This window comes from Rossellomorea sp. QJM3NY_18 (genome assembly GCF_056173145.1).
Genome location: NZ_CM149659.1, coordinates 2,253,845 through 2,274,391 on the forward strand (window position 1 = coordinate 2,253,845; position 20,547 = coordinate 2,274,391).

The 20,547-nt window shown below is 44.8% G+C and carries 23 protein-coding genes and 1 riboswitch; all 23 genes read right to left on the reverse strand.

Annotated features, from left to right (window positions below; all coding sequences use genetic code 11):
* Window positions 1-4: 4 nt before the first annotated feature.
* On the reverse strand, window positions 5-229 hold the full coding sequence (locus AC0VXY_RS11505) for a DUF3906 family protein (RefSeq protein ID WP_435990649.1): 225 nt from the start codon (window positions 227-229) through the stop codon (window positions 5-7).
* 13 nt (window positions 230-242) lie between these two features.
* The gene (locus AC0VXY_RS11510) at window positions 243-1,853 is read right to left on the reverse strand and encodes a nitrite/sulfite reductase (protein ID WP_475525323.1); all 1,611 of its coding nucleotides are present in this window, start codon (window positions 1,851-1,853) and stop codon (window positions 243-245) included.
* 12 nt (window positions 1,854-1,865) lie between these two features.
* Complete coding sequence (cysC, locus tag AC0VXY_RS11515; protein ID WP_475525324.1) at window positions 1,866-2,468, reverse strand: adenylyl-sulfate kinase; 603 nt, start codon at window positions 2,466-2,468, stop codon at window positions 1,866-1,868.
* Between the two features lie 13 nt (window positions 2,469-2,481).
* On the reverse strand, window positions 2,482-3,627 hold the full coding sequence (gene sat / locus AC0VXY_RS11520; RefSeq protein WP_475525325.1) for a sulfate adenylyltransferase: 1,146 nt from the start codon (window positions 3,625-3,627) through the stop codon (window positions 2,482-2,484).
* Between the two features lie 44 nt (window positions 3,628-3,671).
* A complete protein-coding gene (locus AC0VXY_RS11525) occupies window positions 3,672-4,694 on the reverse strand; it encodes an inorganic phosphate transporter (RefSeq protein WP_475527857.1) in 1,023 nt (340 codons plus the stop codon).
* 57 nt (window positions 4,695-4,751) lie between these two features.
* On the reverse strand, window positions 4,752-5,450 hold the full coding sequence (locus tag AC0VXY_RS11530) for a phosphoadenylyl-sulfate reductase (protein WP_475525326.1): 699 nt from the start codon (window positions 5,448-5,450) through the stop codon (window positions 4,752-4,754).
* A 95-nt stretch (window positions 5,451-5,545) separates the two neighbouring features.
* Window positions 5,546-5,701: a YezD family protein gene (locus AC0VXY_RS11535; protein WP_286163025.1), complete on the reverse strand. Its 156-nt coding sequence runs from the start codon at window positions 5,699-5,701 to the stop codon at window positions 5,546-5,548.
* Window positions 5,702-5,777: 76 nt separating this feature from the next.
* Window positions 5,778-5,883: riboswitch (SAM riboswitch) on the reverse strand.
* Between the two features lie 165 nt (window positions 5,884-6,048).
* Window positions 6,049-6,453, reverse strand: coding sequence for a MaoC/PaaZ C-terminal domain-containing protein (locus tag AC0VXY_RS11540; protein ID WP_475525327.1), 405 nt, complete (start codon window positions 6,451-6,453; stop codon window positions 6,049-6,051).
* Complete coding sequence (locus AC0VXY_RS11545) at window positions 6,450-6,899, reverse strand: MaoC family dehydratase N-terminal domain-containing protein (RefSeq protein WP_475527858.1); 450 nt, start codon at window positions 6,897-6,899, stop codon at window positions 6,450-6,452. Before AC0VXY_RS11545 ends, AC0VXY_RS11540 begins: the two co-directional genes overlap by 4 nt.
* Window positions 6,900-6,923: 24 nt before the next feature.
* Window positions 6,924-7,682: a 3-oxoacyl-ACP reductase FabG gene (gene fabG / locus AC0VXY_RS11550; RefSeq protein WP_475525328.1), complete on the reverse strand. Its 759-nt coding sequence runs from the start codon at window positions 7,680-7,682 to the stop codon at window positions 6,924-6,926.
* Window positions 7,683-7,704: 22 nt separating this feature from the next.
* Window positions 7,705-8,880, reverse strand: coding sequence for an acyl-CoA dehydrogenase family protein (locus AC0VXY_RS11555; protein WP_475525329.1), 1,176 nt, complete (start codon window positions 8,878-8,880; stop codon window positions 7,705-7,707).
* Between the two features lie 92 nt (window positions 8,881-8,972).
* Window positions 8,973-9,746 carry an enoyl-CoA hydratase/isomerase family protein gene (locus AC0VXY_RS11560; protein ID WP_475525330.1) on the reverse strand — a complete coding sequence of 258 codons (774 nt, stop codon included), beginning with the start codon at window positions 9,744-9,746 and terminating at the stop codon, window positions 8,973-8,975.
* A 13-nt stretch (window positions 9,747-9,759) separates the two neighbouring features.
* Complete coding sequence (locus AC0VXY_RS11565; RefSeq protein WP_475525331.1) at window positions 9,760-10,842, reverse strand: phosphotransferase family protein; 1,083 nt, start codon at window positions 10,840-10,842, stop codon at window positions 9,760-9,762.
* Window positions 10,843-10,858: 16 nt separating this feature from the next.
* Window positions 10,859-11,275 (reverse strand): acyl-CoA thioesterase, encoded by a 417-nt coding sequence (locus AC0VXY_RS11570; protein ID WP_435990638.1) that lies wholly within the window; start codon window positions 11,273-11,275, stop codon window positions 10,859-10,861.
* A gap of 77 nt (window positions 11,276-11,352) precedes the next feature.
* Window positions 11,353-11,919, reverse strand: coding sequence for a TetR/AcrR family transcriptional regulator (locus AC0VXY_RS11575; protein ID WP_098440301.1), 567 nt, complete (start codon window positions 11,917-11,919; stop codon window positions 11,353-11,355).
* A 34-nt stretch (window positions 11,920-11,953) separates the two neighbouring features.
* Window positions 11,954-13,549 carry a long-chain-fatty-acid--CoA ligase gene (locus tag AC0VXY_RS11580; RefSeq protein ID WP_435990637.1) on the reverse strand — a complete coding sequence of 532 codons (1,596 nt, stop codon included), beginning with the start codon at window positions 13,547-13,549 and terminating at the stop codon, window positions 11,954-11,956.
* A gap of 51 nt (window positions 13,550-13,600) precedes the next feature.
* Window positions 13,601-14,830 carry an acyl-CoA dehydrogenase family protein gene (locus tag AC0VXY_RS11585; protein WP_435990636.1) on the reverse strand — a complete coding sequence of 410 codons (1,230 nt, stop codon included), beginning with the start codon at window positions 14,828-14,830 and terminating at the stop codon, window positions 13,601-13,603.
* A 33-nt stretch (window positions 14,831-14,863) separates the two neighbouring features.
* A complete protein-coding gene (locus AC0VXY_RS11590; protein ID WP_475525332.1) occupies window positions 14,864-15,637 on the reverse strand; it encodes an SDR family oxidoreductase in 774 nt (257 codons plus the stop codon).
* A 170-nt stretch (window positions 15,638-15,807) separates the two neighbouring features.
* Window positions 15,808-17,193: an L-cystine transporter gene (locus AC0VXY_RS11595; protein WP_475525333.1), complete on the reverse strand. Its 1,386-nt coding sequence runs from the start codon at window positions 17,191-17,193 to the stop codon at window positions 15,808-15,810.
* Between the two features lie 108 nt (window positions 17,194-17,301).
* Complete coding sequence (gene thiE, locus AC0VXY_RS11600; protein ID WP_475525334.1) at window positions 17,302-17,946, reverse strand: thiamine phosphate synthase; 645 nt, start codon at window positions 17,944-17,946, stop codon at window positions 17,302-17,304.
* Complete coding sequence (gene thiD / locus AC0VXY_RS11605; protein ID WP_475525335.1) at window positions 17,943-18,746, reverse strand: bifunctional hydroxymethylpyrimidine kinase/phosphomethylpyrimidine kinase; 804 nt, start codon at window positions 18,744-18,746, stop codon at window positions 17,943-17,945. The genes thiE and thiD overlap by 4 nt, the downstream gene beginning before the upstream one ends.
* A 17-nt stretch (window positions 18,747-18,763) precedes the next feature.
* Window positions 18,764-19,786: a thiazole biosynthesis adenylyltransferase ThiF gene (locus AC0VXY_RS11610; protein WP_475525336.1), complete on the reverse strand. Its 1,023-nt coding sequence runs from the start codon at window positions 19,784-19,786 to the stop codon at window positions 18,764-18,766.
* Window positions 19,783-20,547, reverse strand: a complete 765-nt coding sequence (locus AC0VXY_RS11615) for a thiazole synthase (RefSeq protein WP_435990630.1) — start codon at window positions 20,545-20,547, stop codon at window positions 19,783-19,785. The genes AC0VXY_RS11610 and AC0VXY_RS11615 overlap by 4 nt, the downstream gene beginning before the upstream one ends.

A 20,547-nucleotide genomic window follows, 5' to 3' on the forward strand; every position in this document is an offset into this window, starting at 1 on the left:
CTCCTCAGGATGTAATGATGGTTTCCTGTTCGTGCAGGACAAATCCTGCACCATTTCCCCGGATTCTCTTTTTTTCATAAAGGGAGATATCCCGGACATCCGGCTTTTTCAAGAAATACTTCTCAAGTTCGATCTCAACCAGGTCAAAAGCTTTCTCATCCGTATCAGCTGCCACTACGACAATCGTGACAAAGTCCCGGGCAGTGACTTCAAATCGATACAAATTCATTATCGTTGCCTCCTTACGCTTCCTGTAACAGTTGATCAAGCGATTCCTGAAAGGGAGCGGTACCGACACGGTTGATATAGTCAAAGAAGGTTTCTCCCTGTTCCTTCGTTTGTTTGAAATGAATCAAGAGTTGCTTGACGACCTCGGACAGATTGGAAGCTTCCACTTTCCCTTTTAGCTTTTCATTCAGTTTCCCGCCATCCTGAAGGGTACCCCCTACATAGATTTCAAAGGCTTCGATCATTTTCTTATCTTTCGTCCTCATTTTGATTCCCTGGAGACCGATGTCTGCAATTTGTCGCTGACCGCAGGAATTGGGGCAACCGACCATATGGATTCTGACCGGGACATCCAACGTCAATTCCTGGTCCAATTCATTTGCGATCAGTCTCATCCGCTCCTTTGTCTCTACCAAAGCAAGATTGCAATATTCAATTCCTGTGCATGATACAGAGTACCCGATGAAAGATAACGGACTCGTCGAAATCCGGTCAAAGATTTTTTCGGAGAGTAAAGCAGCTACCTGCTCATCCGGTATATTCGGAATGATGAGATTCTGAGAATTACAGTTTCTGAGTTCACCATTTCCATATTTCTTGGAAATTCTTGCAAGTTCATATACTTCATCGGAATTCAATCTGCCAACAGGAACATTCAGTCCCACATAATTCAGGCCTTCCTGTTTCTGGGGATGGACCCCGTAGAAATATCCTGCATTCCAGCCTTGTACTGCGTTGACTCCCGCCGGTGGAAGCTCCACATATTCCAGCAGCTTTTCTTTGAACTTCTCGGGTCCCCAGTCGGCCATGAGGAATTTCAAACGGGCTAAATGCCGTTTCTCCCGATAACCGAAGTCACGGAAAATGGTCGTAAGGGCAACCGTTACGTCTTTCACTTGATGTGGGAGAACGAATACATTCAACTCTTGTGCCAGTAGAGGTCTTGATGACAATCCACCCCCGACCTTCAGGTGAAATCCGAACTCCTCTTTCCCGTCTATCTCCTTTTTCGCCGGAAGGAACGATACACAGTTGATTTCTGCATTTGCTGCATTATTCAGATTGGCAGAAATTGCGACTTTATACTTTCTCGGTAAATTTGAAAAGTCTTCGTTATGCTGGAAAAAGTCATAGACTTCCTTCACAACGGCTCTTGTATCAAAGAGTTCATCCGGATCGATGCCTGCCAGAGGATTTCCGACGATGTTACGTGTAATATCCCCGCACGCCCCTGCAGAAGACAATCCGACTTTTTCAAGGCGTTTGAAGATATCCGGGATTTGTTCAATCTTCAACCAGTGGAACTGGATGGCCTGACGGGTCGTGATATCATAGACGTCCCTGCCGTATTCTTTACAAATGGCAGCAAGCTCCCTCGCTTGATCATAATTCAGTATGCCGGACGGGACATTCACCCTCATCATGAAATACCCGTCTTCCTTAGGTCTTTGCAGATAAAGACCCGCCCATTTGAACTTATCCCACTCTTCTTTCGGGATGGATGAGAACCCGTTTTCGGCATAATAGGGGATATCTTTAAAAATGGCCAATCCGTCTTTCTCAAGCTTCCATTTTTCCGTTTTATTGAGTTTCTCATTTGACTCCCAAGATTTTGTATACGCCATAATTTTCTCTCCTTAAATAAGTTGTTTTTGTTTTAATTCAAGCAGTAAAGACTCGACACATCCTTCTATGGATTGTTTCTCTGTATTGAGAATGATCTCCGGATTTTCAGGTTCTTCGTATGGTGCACTGATTCCCGTGAATTGAGTGATCTCTTGATTACGGGCTTTTTTGTACAGGCCTTTTGGATCGCGCTTCTCACATTCCTCTAAAGAACATTGGACGAACACTTCCAGAAATTCTTCCGGTCTGACTAATTTACGCACGAGTTCCCGGTCTTCCCTGTAGGGAGAAATAAAGGCTGTGAGGACGATTTGACCGCTATCGATAAAAAGTTTAGAAACTTCTCCGATCCGTCTGATATTTTCTTTGCGATCATCTTCATTGAAGCCCAGATCATTATTCAATCCGTGACGGATATTGTCCCCATCAAGGACATACACCTGCTTCCCCTGTTGAAAAAGGGAAGTAGCCACTGCATTGGCTAAAGTGGATTTACCTGATGCAGATAATCCCGTGAACCAGAGGATGAAACTTTGATGACCATTTTGCTTCCGCCTCTCCCGTTTCGTTACTGAGGTATCATGCCAAACGATGTTTTGATTGTGTTCACTCAATCTATGCGCCTCCTCATGACGATGGTTTGGATTCTTGTTTCAGACCATTGATCAATACTTCAATCACTTCCGGTCGACTGAAGGTGGATGGAGGGACTTCCCCCTTCCGAAGCATCCCCCTGACTTTTGTTCCGGAAAGAATGACATGCTGTTCTTTTTCATGTGGGCACGTCTTGGTGGTCGCCATCCCTTCGCACCTTTTACAATAAAAGCTATGCTCGAAGCGGAGAGGGATGATCCCTATTTCTTCTTCGCTGAACTGATCAAAGATCTTCTGGGCATCATAGGTCCCGTAATAATCACCAACGCCTGCATGATCACGGCCGACGATGAAATGAGTACAGCCATAGTTTTTTCGTACTAACGCATGGAAGATGGCTTCCCTTGGCCCCGCATATCTCATGGCTGCGGGAAAGACCCCCAGAAATACACGGTTTTTAGGGTAATAGTTCTTTAATAAAACATCATAGCTTTTCATCCGGATTTCAGCTGAAATATCATCTGCTTTCGTTTCACCGACCAATGGATTCAAAAAGAGGGCATCTACCGTTTCAAGTGCCGTCTTCTGAATATATTCGTGTGCCCGATGAACCGGGTTTCTTGTCTGGAAACCGACGATTGTCTTCCAGCCTTTATTTTTGAACCTTGTTCTCGTTTCACTTGGATCAAAGGTAAATTCATTGAATGCTTTTGGGGTTCTTTTAAGGAGGGTAATCATGCCCCCCACATACACCTCTCCCCGCTGGAATAATTTTTTCACGCCGGGATGGTCCGTATCGGTCGTTCCATAAACGAGGAGGGCCTCTTTTTGTTTATCAGGTTCATATATATCCTCTACATCAATGAGGCCATATGTTTCTCCTTTGTATACGAGCCTGCTCGTTATCCCTTTCCTCAAGTAACCAGCCTTATCTTTCTCAATGGGCAGGGTGATGGGAATGCTCCAAACACATCCATTCTTCAACCGCAATGATTCAACTACATTCTGATAATCCTTCTCTGACAAAAATCCATCTATTGGACTATATGCTCCTATGGCAATGAGCTCCAAATCACTTAAAGCGATATCATCCAATTGGATTTCTTGTTGAATATTTTCATATCCTGTTTGTGGTAGATGTGATTGAACCAATTTTCCTCCGTGTGGCAGTAAACTCATTTAATAAAATCCTCCTTAACATATAGTTTTAATCGGAATTAAGATTATATTCCGCCTCCATCCTCGTGGACAGACCTTCTTTCTTCATTAATGACCCGCATAAGGGACAAGGCTCCCACTGTCGAAATGATGACACTTATAGGGACGACAATCGAATACAGATCGCTGTCGATCAAGAGTTTTACCAAAAAGTATGAAATACTGAGTGAAATAAGGGGTGAAACGACCCAGATTTTAACGATTTTTTTGACTATTTTTTTTTGCAGCATGTGCTTCCCGTTTTTTGACATCCCGAGTCCGATGATGGAAGAAGATGTAACCTGTGTGAGAGGGATTGGCAACCCATACAGGGAGCTTACCATCACAAGCAGGGCTCCAGTGGAGGAGATGAGAATTCCTTCTGCTTTGGAATACTGGGTTATTTTCTTCCCGTTTGTTTCAACGACTCTTTTCCCTAGTAACACGGCACCCAGCGCTACAAATAAACCACCCAGCCAAATCCCCCGTAAAGGTGTGAGCAAGCCTGCACCGACCAATGGGCCGACAGCGTTTGCTACGTTATTCATCCCCGCCGAGAAAGCTTCAAAGAACCCGGCGATGATCAACAGATATGCCAGCCACCTTTTCTCAAAGTGGTATCCCCGCTTTTCCAATCGTACTAATCCCAAGCCGAAAACCCACGTAACACAGAAGGCAATCACCGGGACAATGACCCAGAATGACATGATGGTGACCAGTGACTTCACGTAAAGAACCTGATAGGCCACCCCGACTCCTACTACCGCTCCTACCGTTACTTCACTCGTTGATAGGGGGATCCCGATTACATTGGCCACAAATAATGAAATCGTCGCAGACAACAAAATGATGATGACGATTTTGATTGACAATAGATGTGGGGGTATGATTCCGGAACTGATCGTTTTAACTACTTCTCCACCACCGAGTACCGCTCCACAGAGGACACCTGCTGCACAAATCCATAATGCTGCCCTGATGTTGTTTATCGCTCCCGCACCATAGGCAACCCCCATAGATGCCGCCGCTCCACTGGCACCGATGTTCATGGCGAAAAACAGGCTAATAAGAAGGGCCGTCAGCTCAAACAAAGATCGTCACCAGCTTTAATGAAGGCCGCATTCCGTTTTCCCTTTTCCTTTCCATCTTCCGGAGCGGAGATCATTGATATCAATGGCTGGTGTCGTGCAGTGAAAACAGCCTATACTCGGATATCCCTGGTCGTGAAGGGGATTATAAGTAAGATTATGCTTATGGACATACCGCCATATTTCTTTCCAGGTCCAGTGGATCAATGGACAAATCTTAACCGACTGAAATTTATCATCCTTATTAATGAACTCAATGTGACTCCTTGTAGGCGATTGCTCCCTTCTTAACCCAGATATCCACGCATTCCCTTTGGATAAGGATTCCTTTAAAGGGTCAAGCTTTCGAATTTGACAGCATTGATTTGGATTTTTCTCCCAAAGCCTATCCCCATATGCTTCTGCCTGCTCCTTCAGTGTCAGTTCTGGCATTTTCATATGAATGGTCAGACCCGGATAGGCTTCCTTCACCTTTTCAATGGTTTCATAGGTTTCTTTAAAATGGACACCCGTATCCAGGAAGACGATGGCTGCCTGCGGGTGTACTTTGGAAATGAGATCGATCAGCACAATGCCTTCAATTCCGAAACTGCAGGCATAAACGACCGTTTCACCATACTGCTCATATGTCCATTTCAAGACATTCAAGGCTCCTTTGTAGACTGGATCTACTTCAAAATTCACGGCTGGTTGTTTCCAAGTCTGATAGGTTAGCATGATACACCCCTTTCTTTTCCAATAAAAAAGAGGCGATAACAAGATAAAGGAAGTACCTTAATCTCTGTTATGCGCCTCTAGGTTGTCTAGTCAGCTTATTTAATTCGGACTTTCTCATTTTTCTCTAATTGAATGACTTTTCCATCCTGTACGATAATCGTGATCGAACCAAAACTCATGGTTTCAAGCATGGACTGAATCTTCTCTGCTACCAAGTCAAACTGTACTTGCTGATTCTTCTCTTTTTTCACATGATACCCCCAATTTTCATCTTATCCAGATCAAAAAAAACAACTTCCCATTTTGGAAAGTTGTTCAGGTAAGGTTACCTTATCTTCCAAAATGACTTCACATTTTGCTGGAATTAGCACCTTACAATACGTAGGTTGCTGGGCTTCGCAGGGCCAGATCCCTCCACCACTCTGGATAAGAGTTATTCATTTTAATATTCTAAATAATATCACAATTACGGAAGAAGTCAACCCGAGTTTTTCTATCGGATTTATATCTTTTGGCTTATTTTAATAAACGATCATTCTATACATGTTTATTCGATTGGGGGTAGATCTACGACAATTTTTCATAAGGCATTACGTAACTATTCATGGACCCTAAAAACCACCTTACCCTCAATTACTTTCTTCCCGGCTTGATTTGTGGCTAAAACCTTAAAATGAAGGAGGTTACCCTGATTGTCCACTAATTCTGCCCGTAAAGTAACCACATCTTGTAACATGACCATCTCTCTAAAACGTACCGAGTAATCCTGGATAAAGCCTTCCTCATAGTATGGTCTGAAAAGTTTGGACACATTGCCCATTGTCCACATTCCATGAGCGATGATTCCTGGAAGACCCAGCTTTGAGGCTTCATCATCGATGGTGTGTATTGGATTATAGTCTCCGGAAGCACCTGCGTATTTGATCAGGTCCAACCTCACAACCGGAGCCAATTCAACCGGGGGAAGTGTATCACCTACTCCGAATGATTGTAGTGTTGTCATTTACTCAACCTCTTTCTGACTTCTTCTGTAATAATGACAATCGCCTGGGAAGTGAAGATTCTTTCCCCACGGGAATCTTCCCCGACGTCTTCGATGACAAGGAAACCCAGTTTTCCCCCGGTACCTTCCCGTTCATAATAGTCTTTTATTACCGTGAAACATTGAATCCTTTCTCCTACCATCAAAGGTCTTTCATAATGAAAGGATTGTTCACCGTGAATCAACCCAACATTCGGTAAATGAAAGCCTTCGATCGAACCATAGTCGAACACTCTCGGGAAGGTGGGAGGGGCAATGTTCCCCCTGTAAGAGGAAGATTTCCCCGTATCTTCATCCACAAAAAGGGGATGGGGATCGCCAATGGCTTCGGCAAATTTCCGAACCGCTCCTCTTTCCACTGTATTTCTGGTGGGAATAGACCTCTTTCCGATATAGGATTCAAACATATTCTTCACCCCTTTCTCCTTTATTCAGGCTTTCGGCCCTCCTGCAACGTAGAGAACCTGCCCATTGACGAATGAAGATTTTTCGTCTGCAAAAAAAGCGACTGCATTTGCAATATCTTCAGGAAGCCCGCTTCTTCCAACAGGGATTCCCTGGAGACTCGCTTCGACCAATTGCTCGAAAGTTATTCCGATCCGTTTCGCCGTTTCTTTCGTCATGTCGGTTTCGATAAAACCCGGTGCTACAGCATTTGTTGTGATTCCAAATGGACCAAGTTCTATAGCAAGGGTTTTCGTCAATCCTTGAAGACCTGCTTTAGCCGTTGCGTAGTTCGCCTGCCCGCGATTTCCCAGTGCGGAGGTGGATGAGATATTGATGATGCGTCCATACCTTTGTTTGACCATGTATTGTTGAGCTGCCTTCACTACATTGAATGAACCCTTCAAATGCACATCCATGACCGTCTGCCAATCAGGCTCGGTCATTTTAAATAACAGATTATCCCTGATGACCCCTGCATTATTCACTACAATGTCGAGGGAGCCAAAGGATTCATATACTTCCTTCATCACATTTTCAATTTCCTGGGATTCTACGACATTTGCCACTTTTGTATACAATTCATATTGTTTAAACACCTCACTTGCTTCATTCAAAGCATCTTCAATCACATCGATGATGGCCACCTTGGCCCCTTCTTCAGCCAGTAATCCCGCAATCGCCCTGCCGATCCCTCTGCTTCCACCTGTAACCAAAGCCACTTTTCCTCTGAATCGCTCTCCCATTTCGTCTGCCTCCTTTATTTGATTAAACAAATTGCCCAAGTTTCACATGACCTTTTAATAAATTCCTTGAAATAATCAGTTTTTGGATTTCATCGGTTCCATCATAAATCCGCCATAACCTTGCCTCCCGGTACCATCGTTCGATCGGCAGCTCTCTTGTATAACCCATCCCACCATGGATCTGGAGGACGCGATCAACGACCCGATTACCCATATTGGACCCATAGAGCTTGGCCATCGACGCAACGTGACGATTGTCCTCTCCTTGATCGAGTGTGAATGCTGCATTTAACACAAGCCAACGGGCCGCTTCAATCTCCACGGCAGAATCCGCAATCTGCCATTGAATCGCCTGCCGGTCCGCGATAGGCTTTCCAAAGGTTTCCCTTTCCTTCGAATAGTCGATGGCCATTTGAAGAAGGCGTTCGGCTGCTCCGACCGCCTGGGCCCCTACGATCCAGCGTGCGAAGCCGATCCATTCCAGGCCGAGATCGTAGCCGCCATCGATTTCACCAAGGATATTCTCTTCGGGAACCCTTACATCATCAAAAATCAAACTCGCCGGTCCCCATTCGCCCATCGTATGAATATATTCGGATTTCCAGCCCATGCTTCGATCAGCGATGAAGCAGGTGACTCCTTCCCGACCGGTCCGGCGATGTTTTTCTTTATCCGTAACGGCCATGACCATGACAAAATCTGCTTCATTACCACCTGTAATGAACGTTTTCTCACCATTTAAAATCCATTCATTTCCGTCTTTCACGGCTGTGGTCTGGATATTACGGGTATCAGATCCCGCTCCGGGTTCCGTCATGGCAAAACACGATTTCTTTTCTCCATTAATAGTGGGGATCAAATAATTTTTCTTCTGTTCCTCGTTGGCGTAATAAAGTATGTTATCGGCATATCCACCAAAAGAGAATGGAACAAAGGTCTTGAAGATTTCCATATAGACGATGGCCATCATCATTTGACCGAGATCCGCTCCTCCGTATTCCTCCGGAGTATTGATGCCCCAGAATCCGGCATCCTTAGCCTTCATTTGCAGCTCATCCTTTTTTTTCGGAGAAAGACTGGGCTTTCCTTCCCTTTCATTTCGCAGCACTTCATTTTCTAAAGGAATCAATTCTTTCTCTACAAATCGTCGAATGGTTTTCTGGATCATCCTTTGTTCATCTGATAAGCGTAAGTTCATCTTTCTTCCCCCTTATTTATGAATATATGGATGCAGGATCTTTTCTTATTCCAAACCCGAAAAAATGGACTGGAGAGGCACGCACACTCCGCTTACTTCCCTGAAAATGATGGAATTCTTTTTTCTTTGAACGCTGAAACTCCTTCGAAATGATCTTCCGTTGAGATCATCAGGGTTTGAGTGATTCGTTCCTGTTCAAGCATTTCATCCAGAGAAGTGGTGAATGAACGATCAATCATTTTCTTCATCATTCCGTAGGCTTTGCTTGGACCCGCAGTTAATGTAGCAGCCAGCTCATTTGCTTTTTCTTCGAGACTATCAGCAGGCACCAGTCTATTAATCACCCCTAACTCATACATCCTCCGGGCTGTCACAGGTTCTCCCGTAAAAAAGAACTCTTTTGCAAGATGAGGACCGATCAACCGTGGGAGAAAATAAGAACCCCCTCCATCAGAAATGAGTCCTACTTTGGAAAAGCTCAGTGCAAATTGACTGGTTTCGGATGCAATGATTAAATCACACGCCAGTGCTAAATTAAATCCGGCACCTGCCGCGAAACCATGGACGGAGGCAATGACCGGCTTTTCTATTTCCTTGATGGCTTTGATACATGAATTCAGTATTCCGATATGTTCATAGACTTGGGCAGACGTCGCACTTCCCATCGTTTTCACGTCGCCACCGGCAGAGAACGACGTTCCGGCACCTCGGATCACGATTGCTCTGATCTCCTGATTCCCTTCAGCCTCTTCTATCGCTTCAATCAATCCCGTGAGCATGTTCTCATCAAATGAGTTTAAGCTGTCAGGTCGATTCAAGGTTACATTCAACACCCGGTCATTCTTTTCGACTAATAGCGATTGCATCCTATTCATCCCCTTATATTTTTTCCCTGAAATCAAATGCTGCCTGATTACCCAGGGTAATTAATGACTCGGCAAACCGATCGAAACCGGAAAAACGGACATCATTTGTTTGACCCATCTTAAAACGGTAATAAATTTGCTGCACAATAACCGCGAGCTTAAAGTAGGCAAAAGACAAATAGAAATGAATGTGGTTCACGTCCCTGCCGCTTTTATTGGCATATTCTTCGATGAACTCTCTTCTGCTGTAAAAACCGTCCATGATGGTCACTGGAGGCTTCCCGAGACCGTATTTTAACAATTCAGGATCATCTTGCTGGATCCAATACCCCATTGCGACACCCAAATCTGCCAGGGGGTCTCCGACGGTCGCCATCTCCCAATCGAATAATCCCACCATGGATGTCAGGTCTTTAGAAAACATACTATTGTTTAATTTAAAGTCATAATGAATGATCGTGGACTCGGCATTTTCCGGAACATTTTTGATCAGCCACTGTGTCAGATGTTCTACATCAAGGATCTCACTTGTCTTGGCACGTTCATAGCGATTGATCCACCCGTGAACCTGTCTCTCCATAAAGTGTTCGGGTCTACTGATTTCGTGAAGTGATGTTTTGGTATGATCAATGGAATGAAGCTCAACCAATCTTGAAATCATTTCTTCCGAGATTCTCTTGCATACATCAGGTGTCACATCCAGATGCGGGGGAAATGATGTATCAAATACTTGCCCCCTTTTTCGTTCCATGATGAAGAATGGGCTTCCGACTATCCCTTCATCTTCAGAGAATACATGGGGTTTTGGTGTAACGTCGAATAAAGGGTGGATCTCTGACAGGATCCTGAATTCCCTTTTCATATCATGTGCCTTCGGTGCGACGGGCCCTAAAGGCGGGCGCCTCAAAACCCCTTCCCATTTCCCCATTGAAAGCAGATACGTTAGATTTGAGTGACCTGCAGAAAACTGTTTAATGATCAACTCTTCTTGCTCTAGAGCAGGAAAATGCTCAACGAGGAAGTCTTGTAATTTGCTTTCATTTAATTCTTCTCCTTTTCGGACTGAAACCGTTTCATATTCCATCCGTTCCGTCATGTTACCCCTCCTATATTTAAGAATATTCAGTTTTCTCGGAACGGAAATGAGTGTTTAGCTGGGCTTTTAACAGATCAGGGATTGCTTTACTCAGTTGTTCCTGAAAGTCAAAATACACAATGACCGCGTTTCCTCTTGCGATCAGTTGATGAGTCTCGGCACACAGAATATCATGCTCTAACTGAAAACTTTTTGATCCAATCCTGGAAATATAGGAGGTGATCACGAGTTCTTGATTGAAATAACCCTGTGAGACGAAATCACATTTGGTGGAAGCTAGAATAAACCGCCAATCCTTCACGTCCATATCGAATCCGATTGTTTGAAAGAATTTAATTCGTGCTTCCTCTAAATAGACAAAGTAAGTGGTATTATTAATATGCCCCAGTGCATCTGTTTCGCAGAATCTACTTCTTACGGTGATAGAATCCATTTATCCGCCTTCTTTCGTTATAAATACTAACCAGTCGGTATGTTAGGGAGAGAGGAAATGCTGAAGCCGCTTCCTCACTATTCAGTTTGAATCCCATTCAAGACCATATCGACAAACGTACCTGCTATTTCTTTATCCGTCTTCGCCCCGCCAGGCTTATACCATTGATAGCTCCAGTTCATCATGCCGAGTATACCGAAGGCTACAACGGAAACGTCAAAGTCGTTTCGGAAATCACCAGAATTTCTTCCTTCTTTCAAGAGTTTTTCAATATTATAGCGATACATATCCCGTTTAGGTTCGATTTGGTCCACGCTTTCATGGCTTAAGTGTCTCATCTCCCGGAAAAACACTTTGGCACTGGCTCCCTGTTCTTTGATGTCCACGATGGAAAGATGAATGATGTCAAAAAGTTTCTCACGGAAAGATTTACTGTCATCTTCGAGTATTCTTTCCTGCTTGGACAATAAGCCATCTATATATCTCATATGAATTTCCTTTAATAACTCTTCTTTACTGGAAAAATAGTAGTAGAATGTTCCTTTTGTCACCCCGATCGATTCGACGATATCCTGAATGGATGTGACGGTAAAGCCTTTTTGATCAAATAACCGTACTGCTTGCTCTGTCATTTTTTCTTTCATATGAAGTCCCCTCAATCTGCAAATATCACCTGAATTATATCACATTTTCCCGGAGGGCCCTTCTTAATATCTTCCCTACACTCGTCTTTGGAAGTTCATCCCGGAATTCGAAGATTCTTGGGACTTTGAATGAAGACATATTCTCCTGACAGAACCTGATCAATTCTTGTTCTGACACCTTTTCCCCAGCCTTTAACACGACCACAGCTTTCACGGTTTCTCCCCGATATGAGTCAGGGACCCCGATCACGACCGCTTCCTGCACGCCGGGATGTTCATAGATGACTTCTTCCACTTCCCGGGGATACACGTTATATCCTGAAGCAATGATCATATCCTTCTTTCGATCCACGATTGATACATACCCTTCATCATCCATCCTGGCAATGTCTCCTGTGTATAGCCATCCATCACGAAGGGCATTAGCGGTTTCTTCAGGTAAATTCCAGTACCCCTTCATGACTTGGGGACCTTTGATGATCAGCTCTCCAATGTCTCCAGGAGGCACTTCCTTCATGCCCGTCGCTAAATCCACTACCTTATAATCCGTGGACGGGAGGCCGATTCCTACAGTTCCAGGCTTTCTTTCTGCGAAGGCAGGGTTGCAATGGGTCGTCGGCGAGGCTTCGGACAAACCATACCCTTCCAATATCTTTGCCCCTGTTTTCTTCTCGAACTGGTTTAATAGCTCAACAGGCATGGGGGCGCTACCGCTGTTACAAAGCTTGATCGAATGAATCCCATACTCTTCAGCAGAGGGATGATTCGTAATCGCCACATACATGGTCGGCACTCCAGGGAATAATGTGGGTTTCTCCCTCTTAATGGTTGATAATACTTCTGAGAGCTCAAACCGTGGCAGCAGGATCATTTCATTTGCAGAATAGATGGAAAGATTCATGCATGAATTCATTCCGAATACATGAAAGAAAGGAATCACACTCAGACTTCTTTCTTCCCCTGTTTGAATGCTTTCTTTAAAAAAGCGCTGACTTTGCATGACATTTGAAAGAATATTGCTATGTGTGAGCATCACACCCTTAGACACGCCGGTTGTTCCACCTGTGTATTGAAGGACCGCAACATCTTCCGGCTCTATTTTAATGGAAGTAACCCCACCGTCCCCAAGCTTCAAAAATTCATCAAACGTGTAATCAGTCGCATGGTCCTCCCCTTGGAAGCTGACGACAATGATTGTTTTCACTTTTGTTTCCTTTTGAATGGATTGAATCATGGGATAAAAGCGGTCCAATACAATGATCGTCTCCGCCCCGGAGTCATTTAGTAAATGAATGAGTTCCCTTTCAACAGACATTGGATTCACCTGCGTAACAATCCCGCCAGTCGTAAGGATCCCATAATAAGAAATGACATATTGTGGACAGTTAGGGAGCATGATGGCCACCCGGTCACCTTTCTTCGTTCCTATTTGCTGGAGGGACGAGGAAAACAATGTGACGGCACCTTGAAGGTCACGATACGTCATGCGCTTTTGATAGAAACTTATACAAGGATGCCCAGGGTACTTGGAAGCAGTTTGTTGAAGCATATGGGGTATTGAGAAATCAATTGCTGGTATATCAGTGTCGAACGATTCAGGATAATGAACGTGCCAGGATTTAGTTGTCACAAAATCATTCCTTCCGTTTTAATTATTCAGATGCCGCTGCATGATCTATTCCTATCTCTCTACCGGAGAGGTTTTTTGATATTTTTTCAGTTCTAATTTCGCGAGTTGCGCACGATGTACTTCATCAGGCCCGTCGGCAAGACGTAATGTCCGGGCATTCGCCCATTGTGCAGCCATTGAATGATCCCCTGATACCCCGGCAGCCCCAAATGCCTGAATCGCCCTGTCTATGACTCGTAATGCCATGGAAGGCGCCACTACCTTGATCATCGCGATTTCCTGTTTGGCCAATTTATTCCCTACTGTATCCATCATGTAAGCGGCTTTCATGGTCAGAAGGCGTGCCTGTTCGATTTCAATTCGTGAATCTGCGATCCATTCCATGACGACCCCCTGACTTGAAAGTGTCCTACCAAATGCTTCCCTGTTTTGAACGCGCTTACATAATTCTTCAAGCGCTCTTTCCGCTGCACCGATCAAACGCATGCAATGATGGATCCTGCCTGGACCTAATCGCCCTTGTGCAATGGCAAACCCTTTCCCTTCCGCCCAGATCATATTTTCAAGGGGCACCCGGACATCGGTAAAAGTGATTTCTCCATGACCATGGGGAGCGTGATCGTATCCAAAGACAGGAAGCATCCGCTCGATTTTCACACCCACCGCATCCAATGGTACGATGATCATGGATTGCTGTTCATGGCGACTTGCATCAGGGTCTGTTTTCCCCATTAAGATGGAGAAGCTGCACCTTGGATCACCAGCGCCGGAAGACCACCATTTCCTGGCATTGACAACGTATTCATTCCCGTCCCGAACGATACTTGCCTTGATATTTGTAGCATCGGATGAGGCGACTTCCGGCTCTGTCATCGAGAAACAGGAGCGGATCTCACCATTCAGGAGGGGGATCAGGTATCGCTCCTTTTGGGCAGGGGTTCCATAACGCTCCAACACTTCCATATTCCCGGTATCCGGTGCGTTGCAGTTGAATACTTCCGGTCCGATCAAAGACCTGCCCATGATTTCGCAAAGCGGTGCATATTCCACATTACTTAATCCCGCCCCATATTCACTTTCTGGTAGAAATAAGTTCCATAACCCTTGTTTCCTTGCTTCTGTTTTTAATTCTTCCATGATGGGCGGGACTGAACTCCATCGGGTGTCTTGCCTGTTTAATTGCTGTTCATAAAGGGATTCATTCGGGTATACGAACTCTTCCATGAAGCGGGAGAGTTTATTTTGATATTCTTGTACTTTTGGAGAATAGGAGAACTCCATGACATCCATCCTTCCTTATTAAAAATAATCTGGTTACATCGCTGATGAGCCGCCATCCACCACAAGGACCGAACCTGTTACAAAATCAGAGGCACGGGAAGCAAGGAAAAGAGCCGCTCCTTTTAAATCGTCTTCGCTTCCGAATCGATTTAACGGCGTACCTTCTAAAATGGCTTCCCCGGCATGGGAGAGGATCCCCTTTGACATTTTTGTCGGAAAGAAGCCTGGTGCGATCGCGTTAACATGGACTCCGCGAGAGCCCCATTTCACGGCAAGATCCTTGGTGAAATTGATGACTGCTGCTTTACTTGTACTATAGCCGATGGCATCCATATACCTTGGGTCCGTTCCTTGAAGACCCGCTACAGACGCGATGTTGATGATTTTCCCTGCCTGTTGTTCTAACATTAGCTTTCCTACAGCCTGTGACATAATGAAGGTCCCATTCACATTTACGTTGATGACTTTATGCCATGCCTCAAGTGGCATTTCTTCTGCAGGTGCCCCCCACGAAGCTCCGCTGTTATTCACCAGAATATCAATGCGGCCAAACGCTTTTTTGGTTTCATCCACAACCCTAACGACGTCTTCCGGATTGGTGACATCACATTGAAAGGAAAGAGCTTGAACACCCAAATCCTCTAAATCCTTTTTGACTTCATCACATGCTTCTAAATTTCTTGAGCAGACGACAATATTTGCTCCTGCTTCAGCAAAACCGGTAGCAATCTGTTCCCCAAGTCCCCTGCCTCCACCAGTCACCAGTGCCACCTTACCAGATAAATCAAACAAGTCCTTTACATGCATATTCCTGCCTCCTTATGTCATACAGTCATTCACACACCAAAGATACTAACCGGTCGGTATGTTACTTCTATAGTAATTAATATAGTCTGAATTTTCAATCATAAACTCTTGAAAAGATAAAGTTATCCATTTGAAAAACCGGCTCATTGGAGTATGAGCCGGCCTGACATTTAAGCTTCAGCTTCAATCATTTCTTTATTATAGGTCTCCGTGTCCAGTTCTCCCGTTACCTTACTCGTAATGATACCCGATGTCATCGCTCCACTCACATTAACGGCTGTCCGCCCCATGTCGATTAAAGGTTCGATCGAAATCAATAGACCCGCTAGCGCAATAGGCAGATCCATGGCAGATAGGACGAGGATAGCGGCAAATGTAGCACCGCCACCAACTCCGGCGACACCGAAGGAACTGATGGCAACAACAGCAATAAGGGTAAAGATAAATGAAGGGGTTAATGGGTCAATGCCAACCGTCGGAGCAATCATGACGGCAAGCATTGCCGGGTACACACCTGCACATCCATTTTGCCCGATGGATAATCCGAAAGATCCAGAGAAGTTGGCAATCCCTTCTGATACACCCAGTTTATTTTTCTGAGTTTGAATGTTAAGCGGTAAAGTTCCTGCACTGGACCTTGACGTAAAGGCAAACACCAATACAGGCAGCGCTTTCTTCACGTACGTAATCGGATTGAGTCCCGTAAGAGTCAACAAGATCAAATGGATCAAGAACATGATAATCAATGCAATATAGGAGGCTCCTACAAATTCACCAAGTTTCATGATGGCATCGAAATCACTGAGTGCCACTGTTTTCGCCATGATGGCTAACACACCGAATGGCGTCAGCCTTAACACCAGGGTCACGATTCTCATCACGACCGCATAGATTGAATCCACGATTTTTTTGAAGAATTCAGCCGTACCTGGTTCCTTTCGCTGTACCCCTAAATAGGCGATTCCGATGAAGGCTGCAAAGATCACGACAGCAATTGTCGACGTGGCTCTTTCACCGGTCAAATCAAGGAAAGGATTTTGGGGTAAGAGCTCCAGGATCTTTTGAGGGTAGCTTTGACCTTCCAATGCCGCTGCCCTTTCCTCTAACTGGACACCCCTGGCCGCTTCGGCATTTCCTTGATCGATTTGGATGGCTTCCAAATCAAATGCTGCGGTTGTTGCAATTCCGACTGCAGCCGCAACCGCAGTCGTTCCAACGAGCAAACCGATGATCAATACAGAAATCTTTCCAAGGTTAGAAGATCGTTTCAATTTTGTAAAAGCTGAAAGGATTGACACAAACACGAGTGGCATGACAATCATTTGCAGAAGCTTTATATAGCCTGTTCCGACAATATTGAACCATTCAATCGATTGGGTGACATTTTCATCCCCCGCCTCATACACCCACTGTAAACCGAGACCGAAAACAATTCCCAGTCCGAGCGCGGCAAACACCCGTTTTGAAAATGAAACATTTTTTCTTTGCATATGAAGTAGTACACCAATGAGAACAAGAAACACCAAAATGTTCAATAAAACAAACCAGACATTCATTCAAAACCCTCCCTCTTATCGTTGATGATGAAACAAGTTAGACCGGGGTCTACTGTATAGTATGATAGGGGAGGGGAAGATATGTTGCTTTGTCCGATAAAAGTTCATCTACATTGATTGTAAAAGACTATTTTGGACGTTTTGAAAGATTTTGTGGGTTTGCTCTGGCTGTTTGGAAATTGCTGAGATGATCGCTACACCATCTGCACCTGCTTCCATTATCTCTTGGAGATTCCCGTAGTGGATTCCTCCAATACCGACCAAGGGGAGACGAATCCCCTCCGCTCTCATTGATTCAATCACTTTTGGCCCTTGGACGATTCTACAATCATCCTTTGTTGTCGTATGAAACATTGGACCGACTCCAAGATAATCCGCACCTGATTCTAGTGCGAGCTTGGCTTCCCTTACATTATGGGCAGAGACCCCAAGTATTTTATCCCCGATTTTTTTACGAACAACTCCGATGGATTCGTCTTCCTGCCCTATATGTACACCATCTGCGTTCAATGACAAAGCGAGCTCCACATCGTCATTGATGATAAAAGGAACACTGTGCCTTTGACACAATTGTTGGAGTTCAAGAGCGAGTTCTATCATGGGCTTCCCTTTCAGACAACGAATCCCCTTTTCGCGAAATTGAAACATGGTGACTCCGCCTGAGAGTGCCTCTTCCAATACACGGGTAGGAGACGTTTTACAATCCTGGCTGCCCATCACCAAATATAGCTTTAAAGAGTCTCTAAGATTCATACTTTCACTCCTTCATGATACGCCCAATGATTTGTTGGGCCATGTCCACTCCCGATCCCGAGTGAATGCCTGATGGCAGCTGTAATAAACTCCTTGGCCGTCCGGACTGAATCATAAACGGTGTGCCCTTTTGCCAGTTCTGCAGTGAGGACTGCAGAGAACGTACAGCCTGTTCCATGCGTATGGGGCGTAGAGACTCTTGGACTCGTAAACTCATAAAATTCTTTGCCGTCATAAAGAGCGTCAGTAGCATATAAAGTATCAGGCTGGTGCCCCCCTTTAATGACTACATGCTTGGCCCCCATCTTGTATAGGTCCTCCGCAGCTCTCCTGCATTCATCAACATTCAGTATCTCTCTTCCCGTTAATATTTCTGCTTCAGGTAAATTGGGTGTGATGACGTAAGCAACCGGAATCAGACGATTGATCAATGTGTCTATGGATTTGTCTTCCAACAAAGAAGCTCCCCCTTTCGCAATCATCACAGGATCGACTATAAGCTTCTCCCAACCGGAGGAGCTGGCGAAATCCGCAACAGATGCAATGATCTCATCATTCACCAACATTCCGGTTTTTACGGCTTGGGGAGGTAAATCTTCCGCTACTGAGGTTAATTGTTCCAACACTATTGATGCCGTCAATGGAAATATACCCTGCACACCTTTTGTATTTTGAGCTGTCACGGCTGTAATGGCAGACATACCATAGACATGACACTCTTGAAAGGTTTTTAGATCCGCTTGAATGCCCGCGCCTCCACCGCTATCCGATCCTGCAATCGTCAACACTTTATTCACCATCTATCTTCACTCCTCTTTCAACCAAAATAACGATGATAAATTGATTTTGCTTCCTTAATTTCTTTTGTTCCATGAACAAGCGCCCGGCCATCATAAAATAAGACGACCTTGAAGGAATCGACCTTGAATCTGATTAAATAAGGATTCCTTTCCACTCGCTTGCCTTGGTTCTCAAGTGTTCTTGAAATTTCCATCAGGTTAACAGAGTGCCCTGAAACAGGCCGAATTTGCACTGTATCCCGTCCACACAGGACGGCGGTTTTGGTTTGATTCTTATATTGAAGACTTGGGTACGTTCTGTGAACACCACATGAAGGACAGTCTTCTCTTTTCAACTTCCTCACATCAAGTGAAGTATGTTCATTTTTCCATAAATCAAAAGATACGACCCTATGGGTGAGAGATTCATAGTCTTCCACCAAAATCTTTAGTGCTTCTGTCGTTTGATTTGCCACCACCTGTGAGACGGCTGGACTGATGATTCCTGCTGTGTCACAGGTCAGCCCTCCTATCGGAACTTCATCGATTAAACAGTGAAGGCACGGGGTGACACCGGGAAGAATAGTGAATGAAATTCCATAGCTCCCCACACATGCTCCATAGATCCAGGGTACGGAACATTTTTGGGATACGTCATTCATGATCATCCTCGTTTCAAAGTTATCTGTAGCATCAATGATTAGGTCCACACCCATGCTCATGTTCAATAATTCTTCAGGCATGACATTCAAAATATGTGCTTCGATCTCAACCGTTGAATTAATTTCCTCCAGTCTCTTTTTGGCAGCTATCGCCTTAGGGAGCCGGCTTTTTGCATCTTCCTCATTGTAGAGCTGCTGTCGTTGCAGATTGCTCCATTCGACGTAATCACGGTCCGCAATCGTCAGCTTTCCAATGCCTGCACGAACGAGGACTTCCGCGTTGCCTGTTCCGAGCGCTCCAGCTCCAATGATAAGGATATGTTTATTCCTTATTCTTTCCTGGCCTTCCCTTCCAATAGGTGAAAATAGAATTTGTCTTGAATATCTCTCCTCATTCAAACACTCATCCCCTCCATCGGGCTGCTGGCTGAAGCATAGCGCTTTTGGGGGATTCTTCCAGCTTCATATCCAAAACGGCCACCTTCGATCGCAAACCTCATGGCATTGGCCATCTTGACCGGATCTTTCGCTTGTGATACAGCCGTGTTTAACAACACAGCATCTGCACCAAGTTCCATAGCATATGCTGCATCAGCTGGGGATCCAATGCCAGCATCAACGATGACCGGTACGTTTGCCTGCTCAATAATGAAACGGAGGTTTACGGGGTTTACAATTCCCTGGCCCGATCCAATCGGTGATGCACCGGGCATTATGGCATGCGCCCCCAATTCTTCCAATTTCCTTGCAAGAACCACATCATCGGAGGTATAAGGCAGGACCGTAAATCCTTCTTTGATCAATTCTTCTGTTGCCTTAAGTGTTTCAACGGGATCGGGCAATAATGTTTTATCACAACCGATGACTTCCACCTTAATCATGTCACAAAGTCCTGAGGCTCTGGCTAACCGAGCATGCCGCACCGCTTCGCCCGCCGTTTTTGCACCTGCAGTGTTCGGTAATAACGAGTAGCTTTCCAAGTCCAGTTTTTCTAAAAAGTTGGGTTGAGAGGGCTCGAATATATTCATTCTCCTTACCGTAAACGTAAGAATTTCTGCACCAGAAACCTCGACCGCTTTCTTCTGAATATCAAAATCAGGATATTTACCCGTTCCTAACAGTAATCTGGAATGAAATGAATAGTTTCCGATTTTTAACAT

Bases quoted from the DNA above. Each gene is read 5' to 3' on its own strand.
- AC0VXY_RS11505 (WP_435990649.1), bottom strand. From the start codon at position 229: ATGAATTTGTATCGATTTGAAGTCACTGCCCGGGACTTTGTCACGATT.
- AC0VXY_RS11510 (WP_475525323.1), bottom strand. From the start codon at position 1,853: ATGGCGTATACAAAATCTTGGGAGTCAAATGAGAAACTCAATAAAACG.
- sat (WP_475525325.1), bottom strand. From the start codon at position 3,627: ATGAGTTTACTGCCACACGGAGGAAAATTGGTTCAATCACATCTACCA.
- AC0VXY_RS11525 (WP_475527857.1), bottom strand. From the start codon at position 4,694: ATGAACATCGGTGCCAGTGGAGCGGCGGCATCTATGGGGGTTGCCTAT.
- AC0VXY_RS11530 (WP_475525326.1), bottom strand. From the start codon at position 5,450: ATGCTAACCTATCAGACTTGGAAACAACCAGCCGTGAATTTTGAAGTA.
- AC0VXY_RS11540 (WP_475525327.1), bottom strand. From the start codon at position 6,453: ATGACAACACTACAATCATTCGGAGTAGGTGATACACTTCCCCCGGTT.
- AC0VXY_RS11545 (WP_475527858.1), bottom strand. From the start codon at position 6,899: ATGTTTGAATCCTATATCGGAAAGAGGTCTATTCCCACCAGAAATACA.
- fabG (WP_475525328.1), bottom strand. From the start codon at position 7,682: ATGGGAGAGCGATTCAGAGGAAAAGTGGCTTTGGTTACAGGTGGAAGC.
- AC0VXY_RS11555 (WP_475525329.1), bottom strand. From the start codon at position 8,880: ATGAACTTACGCTTATCAGATGAACAAAGGATGATCCAGAAAACCATT.
- AC0VXY_RS11560 (WP_475525330.1), bottom strand. From the start codon at position 9,746: ATGCAATCGCTATTAGTCGAAAAGAATGACCGGGTGTTGAATGTAACC.
- AC0VXY_RS11565 (WP_475525331.1), bottom strand. From the start codon at position 10,842: ATGACGGAACGGATGGAATATGAAACGGTTTCAGTCCGAAAAGGAGAA.
- AC0VXY_RS11570 (WP_435990638.1), bottom strand. From the start codon at position 11,275: ATGGATTCTATCACCGTAAGAAGTAGATTCTGCGAAACAGATGCACTG.
- AC0VXY_RS11575 (WP_098440301.1), bottom strand. From the start codon at position 11,919: ATGAAAGAAAAAATGACAGAGCAAGCAGTACGGTTATTTGATCAAAAA.
- AC0VXY_RS11585 (WP_435990636.1), bottom strand. From the start codon at position 14,830: ATGGAGTTCTCCTATTCTCCAAAAGTACAAGAATATCAAAATAAACTC.
- AC0VXY_RS11590 (WP_475525332.1), bottom strand. From the start codon at position 15,637: ATGCATGTAAAGGACTTGTTTGATTTATCTGGTAAGGTGGCACTGGTG.
- AC0VXY_RS11595 (WP_475525333.1), bottom strand. From the start codon at position 17,193: ATGAATGTCTGGTTTGTTTTATTGAACATTTTGGTGTTTCTTGTTCTC.
- thiE (WP_475525334.1), bottom strand. From the start codon at position 17,946: ATGAATCTTAGAGACTCTTTAAAGCTATATTTGGTGATGGGCAGCCAG.
- thiD (WP_475525335.1), bottom strand. From the start codon at position 18,746: ATGGTGAATAAAGTGTTGACGATTGCAGGATCGGATAGCGGTGGAGGC.
- AC0VXY_RS11615 (WP_435990630.1), bottom strand. From the start codon at position 20,547: ATGTTAAAAATCGGAAACTATTCATTTCATTCCAGATTACTGTTAGGA.